The 22,314-nt window shown below is 67.4% G+C and carries 26 protein-coding genes and 1 pseudogene; 13 read left to right on the plus strand and 14 right to left on the minus strand.

The genetic code is table 11. The features are described from left to right. Nucleotides 1-18 precede the first annotated feature (18 nt). Nucleotides 19-1,230 carry an O-antigen ligase family protein gene (locus tag AC0IXR_RS02820; RefSeq protein WP_082469901.1) on the plus strand — a complete coding sequence of 404 codons (1,212 nt, stop codon included), beginning with the start codon at nucleotides 19-21 and terminating at the stop codon, nucleotides 1,228-1,230. A gap of 22 nt (nucleotides 1,231-1,252) precedes the next feature. On the opposite strand, the gene AC0IXR_RS02825 is transcribed toward AC0IXR_RS02820, so the two are convergent. Further along, nucleotides 1,253-2,626, minus strand: coding sequence for a PleD family two-component system response regulator (locus tag AC0IXR_RS02825; RefSeq protein WP_471759695.1), 1,374 nt, complete (start codon nucleotides 2,624-2,626; stop codon nucleotides 1,253-1,255). Nucleotides 2,627-2,682: 56 nt separating this feature from the next. Continuing rightward, complete coding sequence (locus AC0IXR_RS02830; protein ID WP_018045229.1) at nucleotides 2,683-3,060, minus strand: response regulator; 378 nt, start codon at nucleotides 3,058-3,060, stop codon at nucleotides 2,683-2,685. 76 nt (nucleotides 3,061-3,136) lie between these two features. Here AC0IXR_RS02830 and AC0IXR_RS02835 point away from each other — a divergent pair, with 76 nt between their 5' ends. Further along, nucleotides 3,137-3,442 (plus strand): DUF3572 domain-containing protein, encoded by a 306-nt coding sequence (locus AC0IXR_RS02835; protein ID WP_056431966.1) that lies wholly within the window; start codon nucleotides 3,137-3,139, stop codon nucleotides 3,440-3,442. A gap of 123 nt (nucleotides 3,443-3,565) precedes the next feature. Here AC0IXR_RS02835 and AC0IXR_RS02840 read toward each other — a convergent pair whose 3' ends face one another. Together AC0IXR_RS02840 and AC0IXR_RS02845 are read right to left on the minus strand one after the other, a co-directional pair. Continuing rightward, nucleotides 3,566-4,426: a cell envelope integrity EipB family protein gene (locus tag AC0IXR_RS02840; RefSeq protein ID WP_471759696.1), complete on the minus strand. Its 861-nt coding sequence runs from the start codon at nucleotides 4,424-4,426 to the stop codon at nucleotides 3,566-3,568. Nucleotides 4,427-4,565: 139 nt separating this feature from the next. Then, entirely contained in the window at nucleotides 4,566-5,309 is a 744-nt protein-coding gene (locus AC0IXR_RS02845) for an alpha/beta hydrolase (RefSeq protein WP_471759697.1), read from the minus strand. 107 nt (nucleotides 5,310-5,416) lie between these two features. Here AC0IXR_RS02845 and AC0IXR_RS02850 point away from each other — a divergent pair, with 107 nt between their 5' ends. The 3 genes from AC0IXR_RS02850 to AC0IXR_RS02860 all read left to right on the plus strand — a co-directional run bounded on the left by AC0IXR_RS02850 (nucleotide 5,417) and on the right by AC0IXR_RS02860 (nucleotide 9,255). Further along, entirely contained in the window at nucleotides 5,417-6,607 is a 1,191-nt protein-coding gene (locus AC0IXR_RS02850; protein ID WP_471759698.1) for an MFS transporter, read from the plus strand. A gap of 26 nt (nucleotides 6,608-6,633) precedes the next feature. Further along, nucleotides 6,634-8,811, plus strand: coding sequence for a primosomal protein N' (locus AC0IXR_RS02855; RefSeq protein WP_471759699.1), 2,178 nt, complete (start codon nucleotides 6,634-6,636; stop codon nucleotides 8,809-8,811). Nucleotides 8,812-8,895: 84 nt separating this feature from the next. Beyond that, a complete protein-coding gene (locus AC0IXR_RS02860) occupies nucleotides 8,896-9,255 on the plus strand; it encodes a SpoIIAA family protein (protein ID WP_471759700.1) in 360 nt (119 codons plus the stop codon). A gap of 6 nt (nucleotides 9,256-9,261) precedes the next feature. On the opposite strand, the gene AC0IXR_RS02865 is transcribed toward AC0IXR_RS02860, so the two are convergent. The 7 genes from AC0IXR_RS02865 to AC0IXR_RS02895 all read right to left on the minus strand — a co-directional run bounded on the left by AC0IXR_RS02865 (nucleotide 9,262) and on the right by AC0IXR_RS02895 (nucleotide 14,517). Continuing rightward, complete coding sequence (locus AC0IXR_RS02865; RefSeq protein ID WP_056431979.1) at nucleotides 9,262-9,654, minus strand: hypothetical protein; 393 nt, start codon at nucleotides 9,652-9,654, stop codon at nucleotides 9,262-9,264. Between the two features lie 313 nt (nucleotides 9,655-9,967). Further along, complete coding sequence (locus tag AC0IXR_RS02870) at nucleotides 9,968-10,957, minus strand: asparaginase (protein ID WP_471759701.1); 990 nt, start codon at nucleotides 10,955-10,957, stop codon at nucleotides 9,968-9,970. 8 nt (nucleotides 10,958-10,965) lie between these two features. Further along, nucleotides 10,966-11,172, minus strand: a complete 207-nt coding sequence (locus tag AC0IXR_RS02875; RefSeq protein ID WP_056431985.1) for a Trm112 family protein — start codon at nucleotides 11,170-11,172, stop codon at nucleotides 10,966-10,968. Nucleotides 11,173-11,198: 26 nt separating this feature from the next. After that, nucleotides 11,199-11,867, minus strand: a complete 669-nt coding sequence (locus tag AC0IXR_RS02880) for an LON peptidase substrate-binding domain-containing protein (RefSeq protein ID WP_471759702.1) — start codon at nucleotides 11,865-11,867, stop codon at nucleotides 11,199-11,201. Nucleotides 11,868-11,895: 28 nt separating this feature from the next. Beyond that, entirely contained in the window at nucleotides 11,896-12,825 is a 930-nt protein-coding gene (locus AC0IXR_RS02885) for a thioredoxin family protein (protein ID WP_056431989.1), read from the minus strand. Nucleotides 12,826-12,980: 155 nt separating this feature from the next. Continuing rightward, nucleotides 12,981-13,538, minus strand: a complete 558-nt coding sequence (locus AC0IXR_RS02890) for a hypothetical protein (protein ID WP_471759703.1) — start codon at nucleotides 13,536-13,538, stop codon at nucleotides 12,981-12,983. Nucleotide 13,539: 1 nt separating this feature from the next. Further along, nucleotides 13,540-14,517 (minus strand): glutathione S-transferase family protein, encoded by a 978-nt coding sequence (locus tag AC0IXR_RS02895; protein ID WP_471759704.1) that lies wholly within the window; start codon nucleotides 14,515-14,517, stop codon nucleotides 13,540-13,542. Nucleotides 14,518-14,622: 105 nt separating this feature from the next. Here AC0IXR_RS02895 and AC0IXR_RS02900 point away from each other — a divergent pair, with 105 nt between their 5' ends. From AC0IXR_RS02900 to AC0IXR_RS02915, 4 genes are all read left to right on the plus strand, one after another. Next, nucleotides 14,623-15,198, plus strand: coding sequence for a 2'-5' RNA ligase family protein (locus AC0IXR_RS02900; protein ID WP_471760228.1), 576 nt, complete (start codon nucleotides 14,623-14,625; stop codon nucleotides 15,196-15,198). A 13-nt stretch (nucleotides 15,199-15,211) separates the two neighbouring features. After that, nucleotides 15,212-15,970: a phosphatase PAP2 family protein gene (locus AC0IXR_RS02905; RefSeq protein WP_056432001.1), complete on the plus strand. Its 759-nt coding sequence runs from the start codon at nucleotides 15,212-15,214 to the stop codon at nucleotides 15,968-15,970. A gap of 67 nt (nucleotides 15,971-16,037) precedes the next feature. Further along, entirely contained in the window at nucleotides 16,038-16,616 is a 579-nt protein-coding gene (locus tag AC0IXR_RS02910; RefSeq protein WP_471759705.1) for an RNA pyrophosphohydrolase, read from the plus strand. Continuing rightward, a complete protein-coding gene (locus tag AC0IXR_RS02915; RefSeq protein ID WP_471759706.1) occupies nucleotides 16,613-17,281 on the plus strand; it encodes a DUF2939 domain-containing protein in 669 nt (222 codons plus the stop codon). The genes AC0IXR_RS02910 and AC0IXR_RS02915 overlap by 4 nt, the downstream gene beginning before the upstream one ends. Nucleotides 17,282-17,344: 63 nt before the next feature. On the opposite strand, the gene AC0IXR_RS02920 is transcribed toward AC0IXR_RS02915, so the two are convergent. The 3 genes from AC0IXR_RS02920 to AC0IXR_RS02930 form a co-directional block, all read right to left on the minus strand. Next, nucleotides 17,345-18,424 (minus strand): ROK family protein, encoded by a 1,080-nt coding sequence (locus tag AC0IXR_RS02920; RefSeq protein ID WP_056432441.1) that lies wholly within the window; start codon nucleotides 18,422-18,424, stop codon nucleotides 17,345-17,347. A 200-nt stretch (nucleotides 18,425-18,624) separates the two neighbouring features. Next, on the minus strand, nucleotides 18,625-19,008 hold the full coding sequence (locus AC0IXR_RS02925) for a photosystem reaction center subunit H (RefSeq protein WP_461221011.1): 384 nt from the start codon (nucleotides 19,006-19,008) through the stop codon (nucleotides 18,625-18,627). A gap of 37 nt (nucleotides 19,009-19,045) precedes the next feature. Continuing rightward, nucleotides 19,046-19,474 carry a response regulator gene (locus AC0IXR_RS02930; protein ID WP_056432015.1) on the minus strand — a complete coding sequence of 143 codons (429 nt, stop codon included), beginning with the start codon at nucleotides 19,472-19,474 and terminating at the stop codon, nucleotides 19,046-19,048. Nucleotides 19,475-19,700: 226 nt separating this feature from the next. On the opposite strand from AC0IXR_RS02930, the pseudogene AC0IXR_RS02935 reads away from it, so the two are divergent. The 4 genes and pseudogenes from AC0IXR_RS02935 to AC0IXR_RS02950 all read left to right on the plus strand — a co-directional run bounded on the left by AC0IXR_RS02935 (nucleotide 19,701) and on the right by AC0IXR_RS02950 (nucleotide 22,245). Further along, nucleotides 19,701-20,373, plus strand: a pseudogene (locus tag AC0IXR_RS02935) (YoaK family protein). 13 nt (nucleotides 20,374-20,386) lie between these two features. Next, a complete protein-coding gene (locus tag AC0IXR_RS02940) occupies nucleotides 20,387-21,394 on the plus strand; it encodes a WD40 repeat domain-containing protein (protein ID WP_311274194.1) in 1,008 nt (335 codons plus the stop codon). Between the two features lie 4 nt (nucleotides 21,395-21,398). Next, a complete protein-coding gene (locus AC0IXR_RS02945) occupies nucleotides 21,399-21,665 on the plus strand; it encodes a hypothetical protein (RefSeq protein ID WP_311274193.1) in 267 nt (88 codons plus the stop codon). Between the two features lie 61 nt (nucleotides 21,666-21,726). Continuing rightward, complete coding sequence (locus tag AC0IXR_RS02950) at nucleotides 21,727-22,245, plus strand: DUF2937 family protein (protein ID WP_056432025.1); 519 nt, start codon at nucleotides 21,727-21,729, stop codon at nucleotides 22,243-22,245. Nucleotides 22,246-22,314: the final 69 nt, after the last annotated feature.

Here is a 22,314-nt window from a genome sequence, read left to right on the forward strand (position 1 = left end):
CCGGTCCGCCCGTCTCCAATGATCTCTTTCCCGCCCCGATCGGAGACGGTCGCACGCCTACGCGCCGCCGGTGCCATCACACTCGCCATCCTTCCGGTGGCCATGGCGCTGGCCAATCGGTCGAGCCCGACCGTCGTCGGCCTCTCCGCCTCGTTCTTCCTCATCGCCGGGCTGATCGAGGATGCGCGCGGTACGGTGCGGTTCGTGGCGAGGCCGCTCGCCACGCCGATCGGTCTCGCAGTCCTCGGCTTCGTCGTCTGGTCGCTGGCGAGCATCTCCTGGAGCCCGGTGAAGGATCTGTCCTGGCGCAACATGCAGGAATTCCTGCCGACCGTCGCGGGGGCCTATCTCCTCGCGCGCCTCGCGCCCGGAAACATGCCGGCCTTCACGCCCCGGCTCGCCGCCTGGTCCATCGCGATCGCCGGCCTCTACATCGTCGTGGCCCTGGCCAACCACCTTCCCCTCCATCGGGCGATGGGCTCGCGGGTGGCGCTGTTCGTCTTCAATCGCCCAGCCCTGACGATCGCGCCCGTAATGGGGCCCCTGGCTTATCTTCTCTACCGGCGCGGGCATGGGATCGCGGCGCTTTTGGTGATCGTGATCAGTACCGGGGCCATCCTGCGATCGATCAGCGGCGCCGCCGCCATGGGTCTCGCAGCCGGTGCCATCACGGCCCTCATCGCCGTCCTGACCCCTCGCCGGGTCGGGCTCGCCATCGTGGGCGCTGCCCTGGCTCTCGCCCTCGTCCTCTCGCCGATCGAGGGGGATATTCTTCAGAAAGTCATGCCCGATGCCATCCACGAGCGTCTGGTCCAGAGCAGTTCGCGCGCACGGGTCGCCATCGCTCGCAGCTTCGGCGCGGCCGTAGCCCTCGATCCCTGGCAAGGCGCCGGGTTCGGGACCTCGGCGCGATTCATCGATACGCCCGTTGCCGCACGGATCGAGCCCGGCCTGCGCCCGATGCTGGCGGTGGGCCACCCGCACAACATCTTCCTGCAGATCTGGGCTGAGCTCGGTATCGTCGGCGCAACCCTGGCCGGGGCGATCCTGATGATGATGGTGGCGCTCATCGGACGCCTGCCGCGCGGGGAAAGCGTCATCGCCCTCGGCCTCGTGGGGTCGTGCACGGCCGTCGCCTTCGTGGAGCACGGGGCCTGGCAGGGCTGGTGGATCGCGGCTGTCGGTGCCGCCGTCGCCTGGACGCGCGAGGCTGGCAAGGAGCCGGCATGAAACCCGGCCCGTCCTGGCCGCTTCAGGCGGCCTCGGCCTCGACGCGGTTACGGCCGGAGGATTTGGCGCGGTAGAGCGCGAGGTCGGCCCGCTTCAGCATATCGGCCGGTCCCGAATCGTCGGCATGGCGGCACGCTAGCCCGATGGAGACGGTGACGTGGATGTCCCGCGTTTCCCGCTGGATCAGGAACGGCACCGCTTCGATGCGTTCGCGGATGCGCTCGGCGATGTGATGGGCGGCCTCCGGCTCCGCATCGGGCAGAATGATGACCACCTCTTCGCCGCCATAGCGGGCGACGATATCGATCTCGCGGGTATGCAGGCGGATGCGGTTGGCAAAGGAGCGGAGCACCTCGTCACCGGCATCGTGACCATAGGTGTCGTTGATCGTTTTGAACCGGTCGATATCGAGCATCAGCATCGAGACGGCGCGGTGACGCGGGGCGGCATCGGCGAACAGCACCGCGAGATGGCTGTCGAGGTAGCGCCTGTTGTGCAGCCCGGTGAGGCCATCCGTGACGGCCATTTCCATGGATGCCTGCACGGCGCCGCGCAGGGTTTCCGAAAAGCGGCTGCGACGCAGCTGTGTGCGCACGCGGGCGACGAGTTCGTTCCGGTCGACCGGGCGCAGCAGATAATCGTGCACGCCGAATTCGAGGCCGCGGATGACCCGCGCCCTTTCGTTCTCCTCGGCGATCATCATCACCGGCATGTTGCGGATGCGGTCGAGGGACAGGATCTGGCTGCAGAGGCGCAGGCCGTCGAACCCCTGAAGGTCGAGGCTCACGAGAGCCAGCTCGAAATCGCCTTCGATGGCCAGGACCAGGGCGTCGTGCGGATCGGCGACCACGGTGACCCGATGGTGCTGGCTGAGGGCCGCCGATAGCCGCTCAGCCGAGCTCGCCCGATCCTCGACCAGCAGGATCGAGGCATTCTGGCCGTCCTCGGCGGTGGCGAGGGCGAGGGGATCGCCCATGCCGAATTCCCGGGAGGCGAGCGCCCTCTGGCGCAGCTCGTCGGTGACCGCCTTCAGGCGGACGAGGTTGCGTACCCGCGCGAACAGGGCGGTGTCGTCGATGGGCTTCGTCAGGAAGTCGTCTGCCCCCGCATCAAGGCCGCGCAACCTGTCCGCCGGCTGGTCGAGGGCCGTCACCATCACGACCGGAAGGTGGGCGGTGGTCGGACTGCTCTTGAGGCGGCGGCAGACCTCGAACCCGTCCATGCCCGGCATCATCACGTCGAGCAGGACGAGATCGCACAGGCCCTTCTCACAGATCGAGATCGCATCCGGCCCGTTCATGGCCGCCAGAACGTCGAAATACTCGAGCGACAGCTTGGTCTCGAGCAGCTTCACATTCGGAAAGAGATCATCGACGATCAGGATGCGGGCCGACATCGTTCCTCGCTCAAGTTAACGGGCTCGACGGGACGACCCTGTCGACGGTGTGCTCCTCAACGGGCTCCGTCGCCGAGGTAGAGGCGGACGGTGGCAAGAAACTTGGCGACCGAGATCGGCTTCGACAGATAGGCTTCGCAGCCCCCCTCGCGGATGCGCTCCTCATCGCCCTTCATGGCGAAGGCCGTGATGGCGATGACGGGGATATGCTTGAGGTCGTCGTCTTCCTTCAGCCACTTCGTGACTTCGAGGCCGGAAACCTCGGGAAGCTGGATGTCCATCAGAATCAGGTCGGGACGGTGGGCGCGGGCGAGTTCGATGGCCTCGATCCCGTTGGCCGTCTTGAGAGTCGCGTAGCCATGCCCTTCCAACAGATCGTTGAAGAGCTTCATGTTCAGCTCGTTGTCCTCGACGATGAGCACTGTTTTCGGCATGGCTCATTGTTCCCGGCAGGCTGGCGGCGCATTTTGGAAGGACCGGCGTCCCGCTCGATGAGAACCTAAGGGATACATGTTGACGAAACGCAAATCCGACCGCCCCGATCAATCCGCGGAGCAGGTCGCCATCTCGGTGCTCGGATGGATCGCGGAGGACGGCGACAGGCTCTTGCCGTTCATGGCCTCCTCCGGCCTGACACCCGATACGTTGCGGGAGAGTGCTGCCGATCCCGCCTTTCTCTCGGCGGTCCTGGACCATGTCATGGGCGACGAAGCCGTGCTGATCGCCTGTGCCACGGCACTCGATATGAAACCGGAGCGCATTGCCGACGCGTGGCGCCGTCTCGGCCCCCCCGATCCCGATGCCGATTTCGGCTGACGCCTCGGTCTCACGGCCGACAACGTAAGGCTGCGCGCCGCTGCTCCCGTATGGGGGCGACAAGACACGAGTGGTCTCGAGCCTAGGCCCGCCCGCCTCGACGAGGCGGCGGGGCGCCAGGCGTCAGGGCTTGCATTCGGCCTCGGTCTTGGCCTCGACCTTGTGCAGGTCGAGACGGCTGAGGTCGCCCGCGATGGTGAAATCACCGTAGTTCAGGCTCAGTCCGCCGCTCACACCATTCTCGTAGAGGAGAAAGGAGAGGACGTAGACCGGGGTGCGCTCGCCCTGTCCGGCGGTGAAGTAGCTGAGGGTCACAGGCCAGCGCCGCATCCCCGCCATCTCGCCCTCCCGCAGGGGCTTGTCGCGGTCGGCCGCGCCATTCTTCGCGGGCTCGTCCGTGGTGACCGGCTTGCCGATCACCGCGAGCGTGTCGAAGATCTTGCGCCCGTCGTCCGACCCGTCGAACACCTTGGCCGACATCGTCGTCTCGCCGGCCTGTGCCGCTTCGATCATGCGGCGCATGTGGAAGGTCGGAAACAGTACGGGGCCGGTCTCGGTGTATTGGTCGCGCTTGGGCTCCTTGAGCTTGACCTTCAGCGCCTCGGCGCCGCTCTCGGCCGTTCCATCCACCGCCGTGGATGCGCTGCCGTTGAGTACCGTGTTGGTCTTGAAGCGGAAATGATGGCCGTCGCCGCCCTCGAAGGTGGTGTTGCGCAGATCGGAAAGACGCTTGCCGGTCTCGCCGCTGTCGAGTTCCGTCACCTGCCGGGTCTGCATCGTGTAGCCCTTGCAGGCATCGCCGCTGAATTCGAGGACGATGCGGCCCCGCGCACTCTCCACCGCCCGCGCGCCCCGGCTCTCGGCCAGCGACAGGTCGTAGACCGCGCGGTGGCCGGCCAGTCGCATCGGCGCGGCCTCAGCAATGGCCGTGAAGGCGGCGAGTGCGCCGAACGCGATGGCGAGGGTGGAACTTGGCAACCGCATGAGGTCTCCCGATGGACGCGCCGGTCGAAGGGAACGGCGTGCCGATGCGTCGACACAGATAGGGGGTCGATGCCGGAGCGGCAACGGCGGCGTATTCTGGTGCGGTGGGGCGGGCCTCGAAGGCGGCCGGGCATCGGCCTCATCCACCGAGAAGCGCGACACGTGATTCCTCGCCGGTTCGGTTCTCGCGGAAGCGTCCATGCCGAATAAAGCGCAGGGCGGCCGCGATCGCAGCCCGGTTCAGAATCATCAGGTCATGGGTGGAATGGATCGTCAGATGGTCGGTCATGCCGGCCACGCGGGTTCGCGCCACGCTGACACGGCCGTCGTTGGGGCGAGGCAGGATCAGGAAGGATTCGATCAGCCAGATCGAACGGTCCGCCGCGATGATCCCGAGGGGAAAATCGACCTCGCCGAGGAGCGCGACGAGATCCCGGTCGCGAAAGGTGGTGAGCTGCACCCCCGCCGGGCCGAAGAACAGGCGGTAGGGCAGCATCCGGTGGAGGAAATCGGCGACTTCACTGCCGCCATTCGGCGTTCCCAGCATCACCACGCGGCCGAGATTGGCCGGGCGATGCCGGTTGATGAGCCCGCGCGCGACGAGGCCGCCCATGGAATGGGTGACGAAATGCACCCGCGCGACCCCGGCGGCGAAACCCGCCACCTGTGGCGCCACCTCGGCGACGATGCTGGCGAGGTCTGCCTTCCGCCCCGGATAATTCAAGTTGAGTGTGTGGAATCCCTCGGCCTTGAAAGCGCGCTCCATCCGCCCGAGGGATGCCGAGCGCCGCGCGATGCCGTGAAGCAGCACGACGCCTTCCCGGGCGCGGGCTTCCCCTGGCCGATCGTCCGGGCCAAGGAAGGTGAGCGGCAAAGCCGTCATCGGGTGTCTCCCCGCAGCGCATCGCCCGATCATCGGGCTGCCGAAGGGGTAGAGCCCGCCACGGCCATGACGCAAGCGAGGAAACGTCCGATGCCGGCCACACTCGCGTGAGCGCCAGCGCCAAGGATCGCCGAAGCCTGTTCGGCCATCTCGCGCTGTTCACGGCGCTTTATGGCGGGTACGGCGCGCTGTCGCCGTTCCTGCCGCTGTTCCTCGAACAGCGCGGATTGTCGGCGCAAGAGATCGCCTGGCTCCTGGCGATCGCGATGCTGGTGCGGATGGGTGCCGGGCCGCTGGCCGGACGGATCGCCGACCGATGGGGGATCGTCGGCCCGGTCTTCACTCTTGCCGCCGCCCTGACGGGGGTGGCGGCCTCGGCCCATCTGGCGGTTGCTGGTTTCGCCGGTCTCTTCATCGTCGCTCTCGCCTATGCGGTCTTCACCGCGCCCCTGGCCCCGTTCGCCGATGCCCTCGCCCTCTCGGCTTCGGAAGGTGGGCGACGCTTCGCCTATGGCTGGGTGAGGGGGGCCGGTTCGGCCGCCTTCATCCTGGCCACCAGCCTCGCCGGCATGGTGGTGGTGACCGTCGGAATCAGAGGCGCGATCCTCCTCGGGGCGGGGCTCTTCATCGCCGCCGGCTTCGCAGCCTGGACGCTGCCGACCCAGCCGATCGCTGAGCCCGCGAGACCGGCCGCAGGGCGAGGCCTGATGATCGTCCTGGCGAACCGGCGGTTCGGGCTCGTCGTCCTCGCCGCTTCCCTGATCCTCGGCGCCCATGCCTTGCACGACGCTTTCGCGATGATCCTGTGGAGCCGCCATGGCATCACGCCGGATGTCGCCGGGTTGCTCTGGGCGGAGGCGGTGGCGTCGGAAATCGTGGTCTTCCTCGTCGCCGGCCCATGGATCCTGGCGCGGCTGGATCCGGGTCGGGCGATCGGGCTCGCCGCCCTCTTCGGGGCGCTGCGATGGGGGATCAGTGCCGAGATTGTGTCGCTGACCGCGCTCATGGCGATCCAATGCCTGCATGGGCTCACCTTCGCGCTCCTGCATCTCGCCTGCCTGAAGGAGATCGGCCGCTGCGTGCCGCAGGACCTCACCGCCACGGCGCTGACCCTCTATGGTCCCCTCGGCCTTGGCCTGTCCTCTGCCCTGTTCACGCTTGCGGCCGGTCCGCTCTTCGCCGCTTACGGGGCGTCGGGGTTCTGGGTCATGAGCGGGGTCAGTCTCGCGGCCCTTCCGGTGGCAGTCCTTCTGGCACGCGGCGAGCGGTCGCGATCGGGCGAGAGAGTACATAGATAGAACATGGTTCCCATGCAGAAGAGCCCATGCCCAGCGTCGCCGATATCCTGATCCCGCTCGCGCTCGACAACGCCTATAGCTACGCCGTGCCCGCAGGGCTGGTCCTTTCGCCGGGCGATGTCGTGCAGGTGCCGCTCGGGCCGCGTGAGACGGTGGGTGTGGTCTGGCAGGTGGCGGAGAGCCCCGGCGGCTCGAACCTGCGGCAGGTGACGGGGCGGGTCGAGGCGCCGCCCCTGTCCGACCCGTTGCGCGAGCTCGTCGATTGGCTCGCCCGCTACACCCTGGCGCCGAAGGGCTCGGCTCTGGCCATGGCCCTGCGCCTGCCCGATGAGGCGGCGCGCGGCGAGACCTCGCGGATCGGCGTGCGCGGTTCGGGCAAGCCGCCCGCCCGGCCGACCGCGGCGCGGATGAAGGTGCTGGCAGTCACCGCCGATGGGGCGATGCGCGGTAAGAGCGCGCTCGCCAAGGAGGCGGGCGTCTCGCTCAGCGTGGTCGACGGCCTCATCGACGATGGCGCCCTCGAAGCCGTGGCTCTGGCACCGGAGCCGGTGGCGCTCCCGCCCGATCCGGACCACGAGCGCGTCCCCCTGTCGGAGGCGCAAGACCAGGCAGCCCGTGACCTCATCGGCCTGGCCTTTCCCGCGCCGGAGGATGCGAAAGCGCCGACGATCCTCCTCGAAGGCGTGACCGGCTCGGGCAAGACCGAGGTCTATTTCGAAGCCGTGGCCGAAGCCGTCCGGCGCGGGCACCAGGCCCTCATCCTGATGCCGGAAATCGCCCTGACGGCGCAGTTCCTCGACCGGTTCGCCGAGCGGTTCGGCGTCCGCCCGGCGACCTGGCATTCCGGCATCGGCTCGAAGCGCCGCGAGCGCCTGCGCGCCGGCGTGGCGGCGGGCGAGGTCTCGGTGGTGGTCGGTGCGCGCTCCGCCCTGTTCCTGCCCTTCACTGATCTCGGCCTCGTCGTCGTCGATGAGGAGCACGAAGCGGCCTACAAGCAGGAAGACGGCGTGCATTACCATGCCCGCGACATGGCGGTGGTGCGTGGCCGGCTGGAGAACTGCCCGGTGGTCCTCGCCTCGGCGACGCCCTCAATCGAGACAAAGGTCAATGCCGAGAAAGGGCGCTACGCCCATATCGTCCTGCCCGAACGCTTCGGCGGGCGGCGGCTGCCGGATATCCACGCCATCGACATGCGACTGGACAAGCCGGAGAAGGGCCGCTTCATCGCCCCGCCCCTGGTCAATGCCGTCCGCGCCACGATCGAGGCCGGCGATCAGGCGCTGCTATTCCTCAACCGGCGGGGCTATGCGCCGCTCACCCTGTGCCGTGCCTGCGGCCACCGCTACCAGTGCCGCAACTGCTCGACCTGGCTGGTGGAGCACCGCTTCCGCAAGGCCCTGGTCTGCCACCAATGCGGCTATGCCGAGCGCCGGCCCGATGCCTGTACCGAATGCGGCACGTTCGACAACCTCACCCCCTGCGGGCCGGGGGTCGAACGCATCGCCGAGGAGGTGACGGAGCTGTTCCCCGACAAGCGCATCATCGTGCTCTCCTCCGACTTTCCCGGCGGCGCCGAGCGCCTGCGCGCCGAGTTGCAGAGCGTGGCCGACGGGGAATGCGACATCGTCATCGGCACGCAATTGGTCGCCAAGGGCCATAACTTCCCGCACCTGACCCTGGTGGGCGTGCTCGATGCCGATATCGGCCTGACCTCGGGCGATCCCCGCGCGGCGGAGCGGACCTTCCAGTTGCTGCAGCAGGTGACGGGCCGTGCCGGGCGCGGCGAGAAGCCGGGGCGTGCCCTGGTCCAGACCTACCAGCCCGACCATCCGGTGATCGCGGCCCTGCTGTCAGGCGACGCGACGCGGTTCTACGAGGAGGAAATCGCCGCTCGGGAAGCGGCGGGACTGCCGCCCTTCGGGCGTCTCGCCGCCCTCATCGTCTCGGCCAATGAGCGCGAGACCGCCGAGGCGCATGGACAGGCCCTGGCCCGTGCCGCCGATCCGCCCGACGGCGTGATGGTGCTGGGGCCAGCGGAAGCGCCGCTCGCGCTGATCCGGGGGCGCTACCGGTTTCGCCTGTTGGTCAAGACCGAGCGGGCCGTCGATCTGCAGTCGTATCTTCGCGATTGGCTGAAGCGGGGACCGAAGGTTCGCGGCAACGTGAAGGTCGCCATCGACGTAGACCCTCAGAGTTTCCTATAACCCTGGCCTGACGTTCGCTTGGGTAGCGTTCGACCTGAAGACCTAACGCCCTGAAGATCTTCGACCCCACGAGGAGTGCTGCACGTGCTGACCTACACCAAGAACCCGGATTCGACCGTCGCGGAAATCGTCGTGGATGGGCAGATCACCGACCAGGACATGAACACCGTGATCGCCGCCATGCAGGCCGACCTCGACAAGGGCGGCAAGCTCAAGCTTCTGGAGGACGTGCGCCAGTTCAAGGGCATGGAGCCCGCGGCCTTCTTCAAGGACGTCCGCTTCGGTCTCGCCATGATGAAGGGCGTCAGCCACGTCGCGCTCGTCACCGACGCATCCTGGCTGCGGATGATCGCCGATACGTTCGGCAAGGTGTCCCCGGCGCAGATCAAGACCTTCGACCGCGCCCATATCGATGAGGCACGGAGCTGGCTCGCCGCCGCTTAACGCACCCTACTCGGCCTGGGCGGTGCGCGTGGTCTGACGCCGCGCCGTCCAGCGCCCCGAGCAGAGCGGGGAAACCTTCCAGGTGCCGCTGCCCGAACGGGCGTCGAGCCGGCCGGAAGCTGCACCGCTTGCGCCGCCATTCGAGACATTGAGCCCCACCGTTCCGTCGGTGCCGACGCGGCCGGTCATCGTCGCGCGGTCGGCCGACGAGATGAGCCGAACCTGACCGTCCTGGACCGAGACCGAGTAGCTGTAGCGGCTGTCGCAGATGCCACTCTCGGTCACGAGCTCGACGGACCATGCGCCGTTGAAATTGCCGCCCTCGCGGCTGACGGCCGGTTGAAGATGAGCGGATGAGAGTCCGGCTCCGAGCGCCAGCACAGCCACGAGTTTCGACATGTTTCCCCCTGAGTTGAGATAGTTCACAGATTCCCACGGGCGGCCTTTCGGCGCTCTTGAGAGGAATCCTGCGTTCTGTGAGTTGATGGATTGTATAGATCTAGGATGCTCAGGGCAAATTTATGGCATCGGCCAAGGTAAGCTTCGCCGTTCTCGTATGCAGATGGTGTCGAATGCTGAGGCGAAATGTCGATCGGGAGCGGACAAAACAGGCGCGGCGTGACATGGCGCGCAAACTATAGCCAAGCCGGGATCGCTTCGATGTTTGCAATGCTTCGGTGCCGGGCGATGGCACCTCAGATGAACGCTCGTTTCAACGATCGAAATAGGCCTGCAACGCGTCGCGGTCCCGAGTGATCGGGAGCGCGAGGAGGGCGAGCACACGGGCCTTGTCCGGCGACAAGTCGTCGGCGAAGACGGCGCCCTGCGCCTTCAGGGTGCTTCCGCCGCCGGGGAAGCCGTAGACTGGCAGGGCGCGGCCGTTTTCCAGCTTGGTGGCGATGACGATGCCGACACCCTGGGCGATGGCGCTCCTGATCGCGTCGAGGAGCGCGGCATTGACGTTGCCCATGCCGAGGGCGGCCACCACGATCCCTTCCGCGCCGCTCTTCACGGCATGGCGGATCTGGCTGCCATCGGCACCGGCATACATCGCCACGATGGCGATTCTGGCGAGCCGTTCGGGCAGCAGCAGGGTCTGCCGTCGCGTGGGCGTCCGGCGGATCACCACGCGATCCTCGTCGATGGTGCCGAGATAGCCGGTCTCGCCCGAATGGAAGGTCTCCACATTGTGGGTGTGGGTCTTCCTCACCTCACGCGCCGCGTTGATCGCGTGGTTGAGGGTCACCGTCACGCCAAGGGATGCGGCGGCGGGCGTGAGGATCTGGCGCACCGCATTGAGGAGGTTGCGGGCCCCGTCACTGTCGGGGTCGGAGGCGTTGCGCTGCGCGCCGATGACCACGACCGGCTTGTCGCTGCGCAGCGTCAGATCGAGGAAATAGGCGGTGGTGTCGAGGGTGTCGGTCCCGTGCAGGACCACGACTCCGGCGATCTCGGTATCGGCGAGCAATGCCTCGACGGTCTGTGTCAGCGAGGGCCACAGGTCCGGGCCCATCTCCGCGCTCGGGATGTTGGAGAACTCCGTCACGGTGATCCGCGCGAGCTTCTCCAGGCCCGGCGCGGCGGCGACGAGGTCGGCTCCGGACAAAGCCGGCACCGGTGCATGGGTCACCGGGTCGGTTTTCATCGCGATGGTGCCGCCTGTGGCGACGATGGCGACGGTGGGGAGAATGACGTCCGTCACCTTTCGCCTCAATCGTTCAGGGGCCGCGCTTCCTCGGGCAGCATGATCGGGATGCCGTCCCGGATCGGATAGGCGAGCTTGGCCGAACGGCTGATCAGCTCCTGCCGGGCGGAATCGTACTCGAGCGACTGCTTGGTCAGGGGGCAGACCAGGAGTTCGAGGAGCTTGGGGTCGACGCGCGTGGCTTCCACGGCGTTGGGGATCTCGTCTGCCATCGTGTCCTATCCTCGGGTCAACGGAGTCACTGCAGGGTCGGTTCGGACCCCGATCCGCGCACCAACTCCATCTCGGTCACCGCAATCAAGACCTCGGCGCGGGTCTTGAGGTCGGCCGCCTCCAGCATCGCCTGTTTTTCGCGCGAGCCGAACGGGCTCATCATGCAGAGGGCGTTGACGAGGGCTTCGTTCGGCGCCTCGTCGATCCCGGCCCAATCGACCTTGAGGTCGTTGACCTCGACGAAGTCCCGAAGCGCCTTCAGTACGCCCTCGCGGTCCACTGCCTCTTCGCCGGCCCTCGGTTCAAAATCACTAAGGAAATCGTCGTAGGAGACTTGGCAGCGCCGGTAGCGGGTGGTGGTGGCGAGCTCGCTCTCCACGCGGAACCGGCTGATCCCGGTGAGCGAGATCAGGTAGCGCCCATCGCCGGTCTCGGCGAACTGGGTGATCCGGCCGAGGCAGCCGACGCGAAAGAGCTTCGGCGTCATCGGCGACGATACGCTCTCAACGTCGGGCTGGATCATGCCGATGACCCGGTCCGTCCTCAGCGCGTCGTCCACCATGGCGAGGTAGCGCGGTTCGAAGATGTTCAGCGGCATCTGTCCGCGAGGCAGCAGCAAAGCGCCGGGCAGAGGAAAGACAGGGATGACTCCGGGGCAATCGCCCGGTCCTTTATAGCCCGAATGGGTGCTCATCGCCTGTCTCCGCCCTGGCGTTTCTGCGTCACGCGAAGACCAGCGTCGAAAGTCGTCGCCGGCCGCGGATCGAGGCCTTGTCCATCAAGCCCCAGGCCTCGAAGAAGGTCAGCAGCTGCTTGCGCGCCGCGCCGTCGTTCCAGGTCTTGTCGCGGCGCTCGATCTCGATCAGTTCGTCCACCGCCTCGTCGCGCTTGCCGAGTCCGTTGAGCCCGAGGGCGAAGTCGAACCGGGCCTGGAAATCGGCCGGGTCGGCGGCGATGCGCTTCTGGAAGACACCGAGATCGCCGAGGGAGGCCGCCTGTTCGGCGAGCTCCACCGCCGCGCGGATGCCGGCGAGGGCCGGGTCACCGGTTTTCTCCGGCGGCGCCATGTCGAGGATCTGACGGGCGTTGGCGATCTCGCCAGCATCGAGCTGGATCTTCGCGAGCGCCGCAAGGGCCACCAGATTTCCCGGCTCCTCGCCCAAAACTGCGGCATAGAGCTCGGAAGCACCGGCGAAATCGCCTTCACCGAGCGCGACCTCCGCCTCGGCCATCATCGCCTCCACCGGCGTCGGGCCGGCGGGACCGGCGAGGCGGCCGATGAATTCCTTGATCTCGCTCTCCGGCAGCGCGCCGACGAAACCGTCGACGGGACGCCCCTTGTCGATGGCGATGACGGCGGGGATCGATTGCAGCCCGAGCTGCTGGCTGATCTGGCTCCAGATCGCCGGATTCTCGTCGATGTTCACCTTGGCGAGAATGACCCCGCCCTTGGCGGCGGTCACTGCCTTCTCGAGCAGTGGCGTCAGCTGCTTGCACGGGCCGCACCACGTGGCCCAGAAATCCACCAGCACCGGCTGCGTCATCGATGCGGTGATCACCTCTTCGCGGAAGGTCGCGGAGGTGACATCCTTGATGAGGTTCTGGGGGCCGCCGGCGGGGGTCGCCCCGGCGGTGGAAACGTCGTTCAGCATGCCATCCTCAACTCTAGCGGCCTGATCGTCGGCACGAGGCCGGTCTCGCCGATCACATATCACCGAGCCCTAGATGGGCGCGATGTCGCAGCGAGACCAGAGCGCCGTCGCGTCTATCCCGCTTCTCCATGCAAGACCCGGACGGCTCGTCCGCCTCAGGGCTTGGGTGCGGTCGGCGGGGCCTTCGCATCGGTGACGAACCGCGCCTCGTACCGACCCTTGGCGGCATTCGCCTCGCAGGTGATCGCGGTCTTTCCCTCGGATGGCGTGCTGAAGCTGCAGGAGCCGACGGCGACGAGCGGCCCACGGACCACCCCTTCGCTGGTCGTCTCGCTCGGCACGACGAGGTTGATCGGCTGAAGCGCGTCGGTCTCCTCGGTGCGCTCCTGTTGGGCGCCGCTGCCGCTGAAGCTCAGGCCGCGCCCATCCCATGCCGAGAAATCGAAGCTCGCCCGATTGCGGGACACGGTGTTCATCATCGTGTCCTTGCAGTTCTGGGTGATGTCCAACCCGGCGATGATCAGCTTTTCGCAAGAGCCTTCGAGCTTGATCGCCGTCTGGGCCGATGCAGGAGCCGCCATCGCAAGCGCCAGACAGAGACCGGGCAGGCTCGAGCGGGTCGCGGGCCGAAGAAAGGAGGATCGTGTCGTCATCACGCAGATGTATGTCCCCCATTCGATCTGTCGAGGGCCGATCGCGTCGAACCGCGTCATCTCAGGCTCCGAAGCGCGAGGCGCGATCATTGGGCGCGTCGAGATCGAGTTCGGGGCCTTTCGGCACGATGCCGGTCGGGTTGATGGTCGGATGGCTCTCGTAATAGTGGCGCTTGATGTGGACGAGATCGACGGTCCCGGCGACGCCCGGCAGGGCGTAGAGGTCGCGCAGGTAGTGCGACAGGTTCGGGTAGTCGGCGATCCGGCGCAGGTTGCACTTGAAGTGGCCGACATAGACCGGGTCGAACCGCACCAGGGTCGTGAACAGGCGGATATCGGCCTCGGTGAGCGCCGAGCCACAGAGGTAGCGCGCCCGGCCCAGGCGCTCGTCGAGGGAATCGAGTTCCGCGAACAGGGCGTCGAAGGCTTCCTCGTAGGCCTCCTGCTTCGTCGCGAAGCCGGCCTTGTACACGCCGTTATTCACAGCGTCGTAGAACCGTGCGTTGATTGCATCGATCTCGCCGCGCAGCGCCTCTGGATAGAGATCGGGTCCAGTCCCGCCGAAGGCGTCGTTCAGCATCCGGATGATTTCGGAGGATTCGTTGGACACGATGGTGCGGCGCTGCTTGTCCCATAGGATCGGCACCGTGACCCGACCGGTGAAGTCGGGCACAGCCGCGAGGTAGACCTCGTAGAGGCGGCTCGCGCCGTTCACCGTATCGGGCGTCGCCCCCGGCGTGTCTCCGAAGACCCAGCCGTCCGGCCCCATCAGCGGATCGACCACCGAAACGGAGATCGCGTCCTCGAGACCTTTCAGTGCGCGGACGATCAGCGTGCGATGGGCCCAAGGGCAGGCGAGCGAGACGTAGAGGTGATAGCGCCCGGCCTCGCCCGGAAAGCCGCCTTCGCCGGACGGGCCCGGCTTGCCGTCGGTTGTGACCCAGTTGCGGAACTTCGCGTCGGTTCGCTTGAAGCGGCCTCCGGTCTCCTTGGTGTCGTACCATTTGTCCTGCCAGACGCCGTCGACCAGAAGTCCCATGCCCGATCCCTCTCCCGTGCTTGGCTCGATTCAGATGGGCCACGCATCTTCGCCGAGTAGGGCCGGACGACTGGATTGCGCGTCGTCCCGCTCCATCTGGCGGGAATGAGCGAATCCCCCAGCGGCCCTACATCCGATCCCCTTATCCTCACGCTGGAGATGGACAAGGCGGCCTTCGCGCATTTCGACGGGTTGAGGCGGCGGCATTTCCCGGAAAAGCTCAACCATATCCCGGCCCATGCCACCCTGTTCCATCATCTGCCGGGACCCGAGGAGGAGAGCATTTCGAGGACGCTCGCCGAACTGACGGCCGCCGCGCCGCCGGTCGTCGTCGAGGTGACCGGTCTGCGCTTCCTCGGGCGCGGCGTCGCCTTCACGCTTGCCTCCGACGTCCTCGCCTCGGTCAGGGACGGCATCGCCCGGCGCTACGGCGATGCATTGACCGCGCAGGATCGACAGGGCTGGAGGCCCCACGTCACCATCCAGAACAAGGTCTCGCCGGAGGCCGCGCGCGCGCTGCATCGGGCGCTGGAACGGGATTTCGAGCCGTTCCGTTTCACCGCGACGGGGCTTCTGCTCTGGCGTTACCTTGGCGGACCATGGCAACAGCAGGGACGCTTCGCCTTCGGGCGGGCAAGTTCGCCTTCGGGCGTGGAAGTCGATCGAAGGACGAACGGATGATGAAGACCGCACCATGAAGGCTCCGCTTCCGACCTATCTCAACCATCCGCTCTTCGACCGGGCTACCGCCCTGTGGCTGCGTCTTCGCCTCAACGAGGTGGGTCCCCTGGTGGCCCTGCTCGGCGTGAGTTGTCTCGGCTACGGCTTCTTCTATCTCGCCGACGAGGTGGGGGAGGGATCCACGGCCGCCCTCGACCGCAAGATCCTCCTGGCCCTGCGCAACCCGGCCGACCTGTCCGACCCGATCGGACCGCGATGGCTGGAGGAGACCATGCGCGACATCACGGGCCTGGGAAGCGTCTTCACCATCACCTTCGTCACGCTGAGCGCGGTGGCCTATCTCGCCACCACCCGCCGGCACCGCATCGCCGTCTTCGTTCTGGGCGCCATCGGCGGGGGGCTCCTCGTCTCCACCGTGCTCAAGATGTTCTATCACCGGCCTCGGCCGGATCTCGTCCCCCACGGCATGGACGTGTTCACCGCGAGCTTCCCCAGCGGCCACGCGATGATGTCGGCGATCGCCTACCTCACCCTGGCGTCGCTTCTCGCCCGCGTCGATCCGAACCGGTCCGTGAAGGTGCTGGTCCTCATCGTCGGCGTCGGGATGACGCTCCTGGTCGGCGCCAGCCGGATCTATCTCGGCGTTCACTGGCCGAGCGATGTGCTCGCCGGCTGGTGCATCGGCGCGGCATGGGCCTCGCTCTGCTGGTTCGTCGCGCTCATTCTCCAGCGCAAGGGAGAGGTCGAGGCCCCCGATCCGCCTCCGGGATGACAGCATTCCGCGCTTTGACGCGTCGAACGACGGCATGGCGCATTGCGGCCCATCGATCCCCTGACCTATGGTCCCGCGCATGAACCTCCCCACCCCCGACCTCGCACTCGACCTGCCGTACCGGCCCTGCGTCGGGATCATGCTGATCGCCCCGAAAGGCGGCGTCTTCGTCGGCCGTCGTCGCAAGGAGGCGGGGCCGGAACATGTCGACGGCGACCTCGCCTGGCAGATGCCGCAGGGAGGGATCGACGAGGGCGAGGCCCCACTGGCGGCTGCCCTGCGTGAGCTTCACGAGGAGACCAACGTCTCGCCCGGTTCCGTCACGCTTCTCGGGGAATCGTCGGGCTGGCTCGCCTACGACCTGCCGCCGGCCGTGCTGAAACAGGCCTGGAAGGGCCGTTATCGCGGACAGACGCAGAAGTGGTTCGCCTTCGGTCTCGTCGGGCCGGAGACCGAGATCGACGTGATTTCACCTGGCGGCGGTCTCCACAAATCGGAATTCGATGCCTGGCGCTGGGAGCCCATGGCCGGACTGCCGGATCTCATCGTGCCGTTCAAACGCCCGGTCTACGAGGCCGTGATCGCGGAATTCGCGGGCCACGCCGGTTGGAGCGAACAGGCACAGAGGGCCGCTCCGTCGCAATGACGCGATTGTGGTGGATCCCGGTTTCCCTGGTTCTGGCGTGGTTCGTCTATACGCTGACGCCGTTCTGGATGCTCTATGACCTCGCCCGGGCCGTGCAGGCGCGGGACGTCGGCTATGTCGAGCGGCACGTCAATTTCCGCACCCTGCGCCAATCCATGATCCGGCAGGTCTCCGCAGCGGCCGCTCAGCCGCGCGGCGAGGCCGGTGCCGAGGTCGCACTCTCCCCGGACAAGCAGAGACTGATCGAGGCCGCTGCGGCCCTTGCCGAACCCTTGACCGAATCCCTGGTCACGGCACAGTCGGTCATCGACCTTCTCGATGACGGCATTCCTCAATCCCTCGATCTCGGCCCCCTCGGTGGGGATGGGGCGTGGTCGAAGGCCGAGCACGCAAGCAGCGCCGCCGGGTTGAAGATCGAGACGATCTTCCGGCTGGTCCCGTACTACTTCGCCTCCGACATGCGGGGGTTTCGTGCCCTGGTCATCGCCGTACCCCCCGAAGCGCCACGGGCGCAGCGGTTCCGCCTGCGCCTTCGCCTGCGTGGATGGTCGTGGCGGCTGGTCGAGATCGAACTACCGAGCGAGCTGCGGAACCGCATCGCCAGCAAGGTCGCCCGTGCCCGGAACCGGCCCGACCAGGATGCCGCGCCAGCTTCTTCTCCCTAGGGCATCGCTTTCTCCCTGGGGCATCCTTCGATCTTTGATCGGGGCCGGACGGTCCGTCTCTTCTCAATGCACCGTGTCGGGAAGCCGGCGGTTGGTGAAGCGGGCATTGCCGAGGCCGGTACCGATGGTGAGGACGCCCCACCGCGCGACGTCGGTCATGTCCGACATGGCCGACAGGCCCTGCACCACGGCGTCGTTGTGCATGAGCACCATGGTGTCATGATCGCCGATGGTGGGGATCGCCTCGACGAGCCGCTCGGTAAGGTTGAAGCGGCTGCTCTCCCAATTGCCGGGAAGGTTCTGGCCGCCGCGTTCGATGGTCCCGTCGGCGGCGATGACGCCGGGGCACCCTACGCCGATGAACGGCGCGAGCTTCAGGCGCGACCGCTCCGCCCGTGAGATCAGGTCGTTCAGCATTGCGATCAGCCGGTCCACCGCCTCGTCACGGCTGGGAGCCGGATCCTCGTCGCGGTGACGCCAGAGCTCCGAGCGCCAGATTTCGGCGCGTGACAGGTCGGAGGCCTTCTTCAGGTTCGTGGAGACGACTCCGGCCCTGATGTTGCTTCCGCCGATATCGACGGCCAGGAGGCTGTCGTAACCCGAGAAGATCCAGGATGGCGCGAGGTGCACGGCTCCGATCAGCCCCGCCTCGTCGGGATGATGGCGGATCGGTTCGAGCTTCAGGTTGAGGCCGCCGGCCCGGAGGATCACGCTCGCCCGGTCGATGGCCAGACGTCCCGCGAGACTGTCGCTGAAACCTCCGCCCACGACGATGCTCTGCGTATCGCGCCAACCTTTCTGGCGGAGGAAGCGCCGCACCACGGTGGCGAGCTCCTGCGCGAATTCCTCGACCGCGCCGAAGACCACTCCGGCGGCGAGCGGAGGGCCGTCGATCAGCAGATCGTCGAGACGCCGCTTGCTGAAATCGCGGCTCGCTTTCGCCCCCAGCGGATCGGGGCCGAGCTTGCGGAGCTTTTCCCGCCAATCTTCGATGAGATCCCGGAACGCCGCCTTCGACACGCGATCGCCGACGAAACCCTCTCCGTTCTTCAGTTCGATATTGTAATCGTCGAGGACGACCGAGGGCAGATCGTTCGACGCGTGAGAGATGCTCGATCCGCGCGTTGCCGTATCGGTGCCCATGCTCGATCTATCCTTTTCACCAAAGACGAAGGAAACGTGCGGGGGCTCGAGATCGCCCTCGTGGAGACCCGGCCACCGCTGGTCCGCCGCATCGAAGCGGAATGACCAGCGATGCAAGCATTCTTGTCGCAGGTCCGTTCCCTCGGGGGCCCTGGCACAGAGGTTCTACCTGCGGGAACGGCCCTTACGAGGGAAGGCGGTCATTTGGGCTTGGTGGGCGCGGCCTCACCGGCCGGCGCCTTCGGCTGGCGGGCCTCCATCAGGTCCTCCGCCTTCTCCTCGTCCGTATCGCCGCTCTGCTCGATCGCCTTCTCGGGATTGGCGGCCAGCGCCTTGATGATCGTGACGAGACGATCGCATTCGCTCTCGTACTTGTACGTTTCCAGGATGATCGCGGCGTCGCGCAGGGTGCGCAGGTCGCGCACGGCCTGTTTGTTGGCCGTCTCGCGGAGCTCGGTCTTGCCCGCGATGGCCTCTTCCAGCTTCGCTCCCTTCACGTCGCACGCGGCCTTCGCGTTCCCCGTCGTGTAGGCGCTGAGCGTCGTGCCGAAGAGGACGAGGGCGGTGGCGAGAAGGGTGCGCATGGGGAATGGGGCTCCGGATGGTCGGGCGCGGGGGCGCTCAGGCGTAGTGGGGGAAACGGCGCAGGAGGCCGTTGGCGAGGGCAATGAGTTGGCTCGGCCGATAGGGCTTCGGCACGAAGATTGATTCCGCTACCGCATCCGCCTGCGACAGGCTTCCGCGACCACCCGAGGTGTAGATGACCGGAAGGTTCGGGCGCAGGCGCCGCGCATGACGGGCCAGGGTGAGGCCGTTGGTGTTGCGGGCCAAATCGATATCGGTGAAGAGCAGGTCGATGCGTTCACGCGCCAGGATGTCCTCGGCCTCTTCGGCATCGGCGGCACTCAGAACGCGATAGCCTTCGTCGATAAGGGCCTCGACGGCCAGCTCGCACACCATGGCTTCATCCTCCACCACGAGGACGGTTTCGGCTCCGCGCACGGAGGCGAAGTTCGGCACCGCAAAGGCAGCGTAAGCGACAGGGATCATGACGCAACTCCAACTCACCCGGCTTAGAATGACCATTCCGACGCCGGATCGTCACACCAACGGGGCTCACGGCTTCGATGTTCGATCCCGTTCATTCGAATTGCGCGGACTTGGTAAGCAATGCCTTAACCCTACCGGACCGGTACCGGTCGTCCCGGGACGGAACGGGGCACCGGGCAGGCGCGCGCTGCCATGAGCCGGTCTCGGAAATGAGCCGGTCCCTGTCATGAGCCGTTCCTGGCATCTGGGCTTCGGCCTCATCCTCACGGCCCTGGCCGGCTACGTGGACGCGCTCGGGTTCATCCGGCTCGGCGGCTTCTACACGTCGTTCATGAGCGGCAACACGACCCAGTTCGCCGTGGCGCTGGGGCGCGACACGCCGTTTCTGGCGATCCTGCCGGGTCTCCTGATCGCCGCCTTCGTCCTCGGCGCCCTGTGCGGCGGCGGTCTCTCGGCGTTGACCCCGGCGCGGTGGAGCACGCCGGTCCTCCTCGGCTTCGAGACCGTCCTCGTGTCCGGCGCCTATCTGACGGCGGTGGAGGATCCCGGTCCCGGCCACGCCTCGCTGCTTCTCGCCCTCGCCATGGGCGCGCAGAATGCGGTGCTCGCCCATGTCCAGGGGTTCCGGGCCGGCACCACCTTCGTCACCGGGGCGCTGTTCAGCACCGGGCAGAAACTCGCCACCGCCCTGGGCGGGGCGCGGCCCTCGCTTCGGCTGGGTCGGTGACGGGCTCGTCTGGCTCTCGCTGCTCTGCGGTTCGCTGGCCGGAACGGTCGCCTATGGCCGCTTCGCGTTGTATGCCCTCGCCATTCCCGCCGGTATCGCCGGTTGTCTCGCCCTGGTCGCGACGGTCATGACCGTCGTGAGATCGGCGCCGGACGCCGCATCCGCGACCTGAGAGGTTTTCACCGATGAGCGTGAGCGCTCCGACACTCTTCGATCATGTCGTCCCGCTGGAGGCCGGCGCCCATGTCACGGGAGCGGTCTGGCTGAAGGATGTGCTGGCGCTGGCGCTGGGTGACGGGGCCGTGCTGTTGGTCGGCCCCGAGACGACCCGGCGCGTCGAGGCCCATCCCGAGGCCGGCATCCTCGTGGCGTCCGGCGATGGCCGCCGGATCGTGACGGGCGGCGACGATGGCCGCATCGTGGCCACGGCGGCGGACGGTGACATGACGCAAGTCGCCGTCGCCAAGGGCGGCGCCTGGATCGACGCCCTGGCGCTTCATCCCGACGGGGCGATCGCCTACGCGGCCGGTCGCAACGTCGTCGCCCGCGATGCCAAGGGCCGCGAGAAGATATTCGCGGCGCCGTCCACCGCACGCGGCCTCGCCTTCGCACCCAAGGGCTACCGCCTCGCCGTGGCGCATTACAACGGCGCGACGCTCTGGTACCCGAATCTCGAAACCACGCCCGATTTCGTGGAATGGAAGGGTTCCCATATCGACGTCACCTGGTCGCCCGACGGCCGCTTCGTCGTGACCACGATGCAGGAGAATTCGCTCCACGGCTGGCGTCTCCAGCCCGATCGCGGCCACATGCGGATGTCGGGCTATCCCGGCAAGGTCCGCTCGGTGAGCTGGTCCGGGGACGGCAACTGGCTCGCCACCAGCGGAGCGGAGGCGGCCATCATCTGGCCGTTCGACTCGAAGGAGGGCCCCACCGGCAAGGCGCCGCGCGAATGCGGGATCCGCCCGGCCCGGGTGACGCGGGTCGCGTTCCACCCCAAGGCCCTCGTCCTCGCCATCGGCTACGAGGATGGCTGCGTCATGCTCGTGCGCTTCGCCGATGCCTCCGAACTCTTGGTCCGGCCCGCCACCAAGGGCGGGGCGATCTCGGCTTTGGTCTGGGACGGGCGCGGCGGCCGGCTCGCTTTCGGCTGCGCGGACGGCATGGCCGGCATCCTGACGCTGCCGGGTTGAGGCGATGGCACTTCTCGGCTTCGGCCGTCGGCGTGACCCGCCCGACGATACCGCCCGGCGCAACGTCGAATCGTGGGTCCGCGCTCTCGTCGAGCCGGAGAGCGTGGTGAAGGTGAACGAGATCCTCTGCCCGGACCCCTCCTGTCCCGGCCTGGAGACCATTATCCTCGTCATGCTGCCGGGGCGGAAGACCCAGGCCGCGAAGGTGGAGAAGCCCCTGGCCGAGGTGACGCGCGCCGAGGTCGAGACCGCCCTGGCGGGTGTGCTCTGATCGTCCGGGAACCGCCGCGCGGCTCGGCCTTTTGTCTGAACGACGTCATGAGGGATGAATCGTGCTTCGTGTGATCCGGACCCTCGGCCTCGCCCTCGGCCTCCTCGGCGGCATCGTCGCCGCGCAGGGGCCGGAATTCGCCCAGCAATACGCGCAGCGGCTCGGGGGCACCCTCGATGAGTTGCGGCGTTCCCTCGCCGCGCTCGACGCCGACGCGGCGGCGAGTGGGACCGACCGGCAGGGCGCCGTCGACCGCCTGCGCGGCAACGGCGACACCCTGGTGGCCCGCCGCGGCGAAGCCGCCCGCGCGGATATCGAGCGCCTCGCGCATCTCGATGCGCAGAAGCGGGCCCTGACGGAGGCAAGCGGGCCCCTGGGACGCTTCGCGGCGCTGCTGCGCGACCCGGACATGTCCCTGGCCCGCGCCACCTACCAGGATTACGTGCCCGCCGTTCCGGCGAGCGCCGACGGGATCATCGCCGGCCTCCTCGGATTTCTGGCGACCTGGGCGGGCTGGCGCGTGCTCACTGATGTCGGACGGCGGCTCAGTCCGGCGCGGCGACAACCCAGGACCGCCTAAATACACGCGGCGGAGGAAGCGCGTGTGTTGCATGGCATCTACAGCGAATGTCCGCGCCGTGGACTACGA

It is taken from the genome of Methylobacterium sp. AC832 (assembly GCF_979256025.1).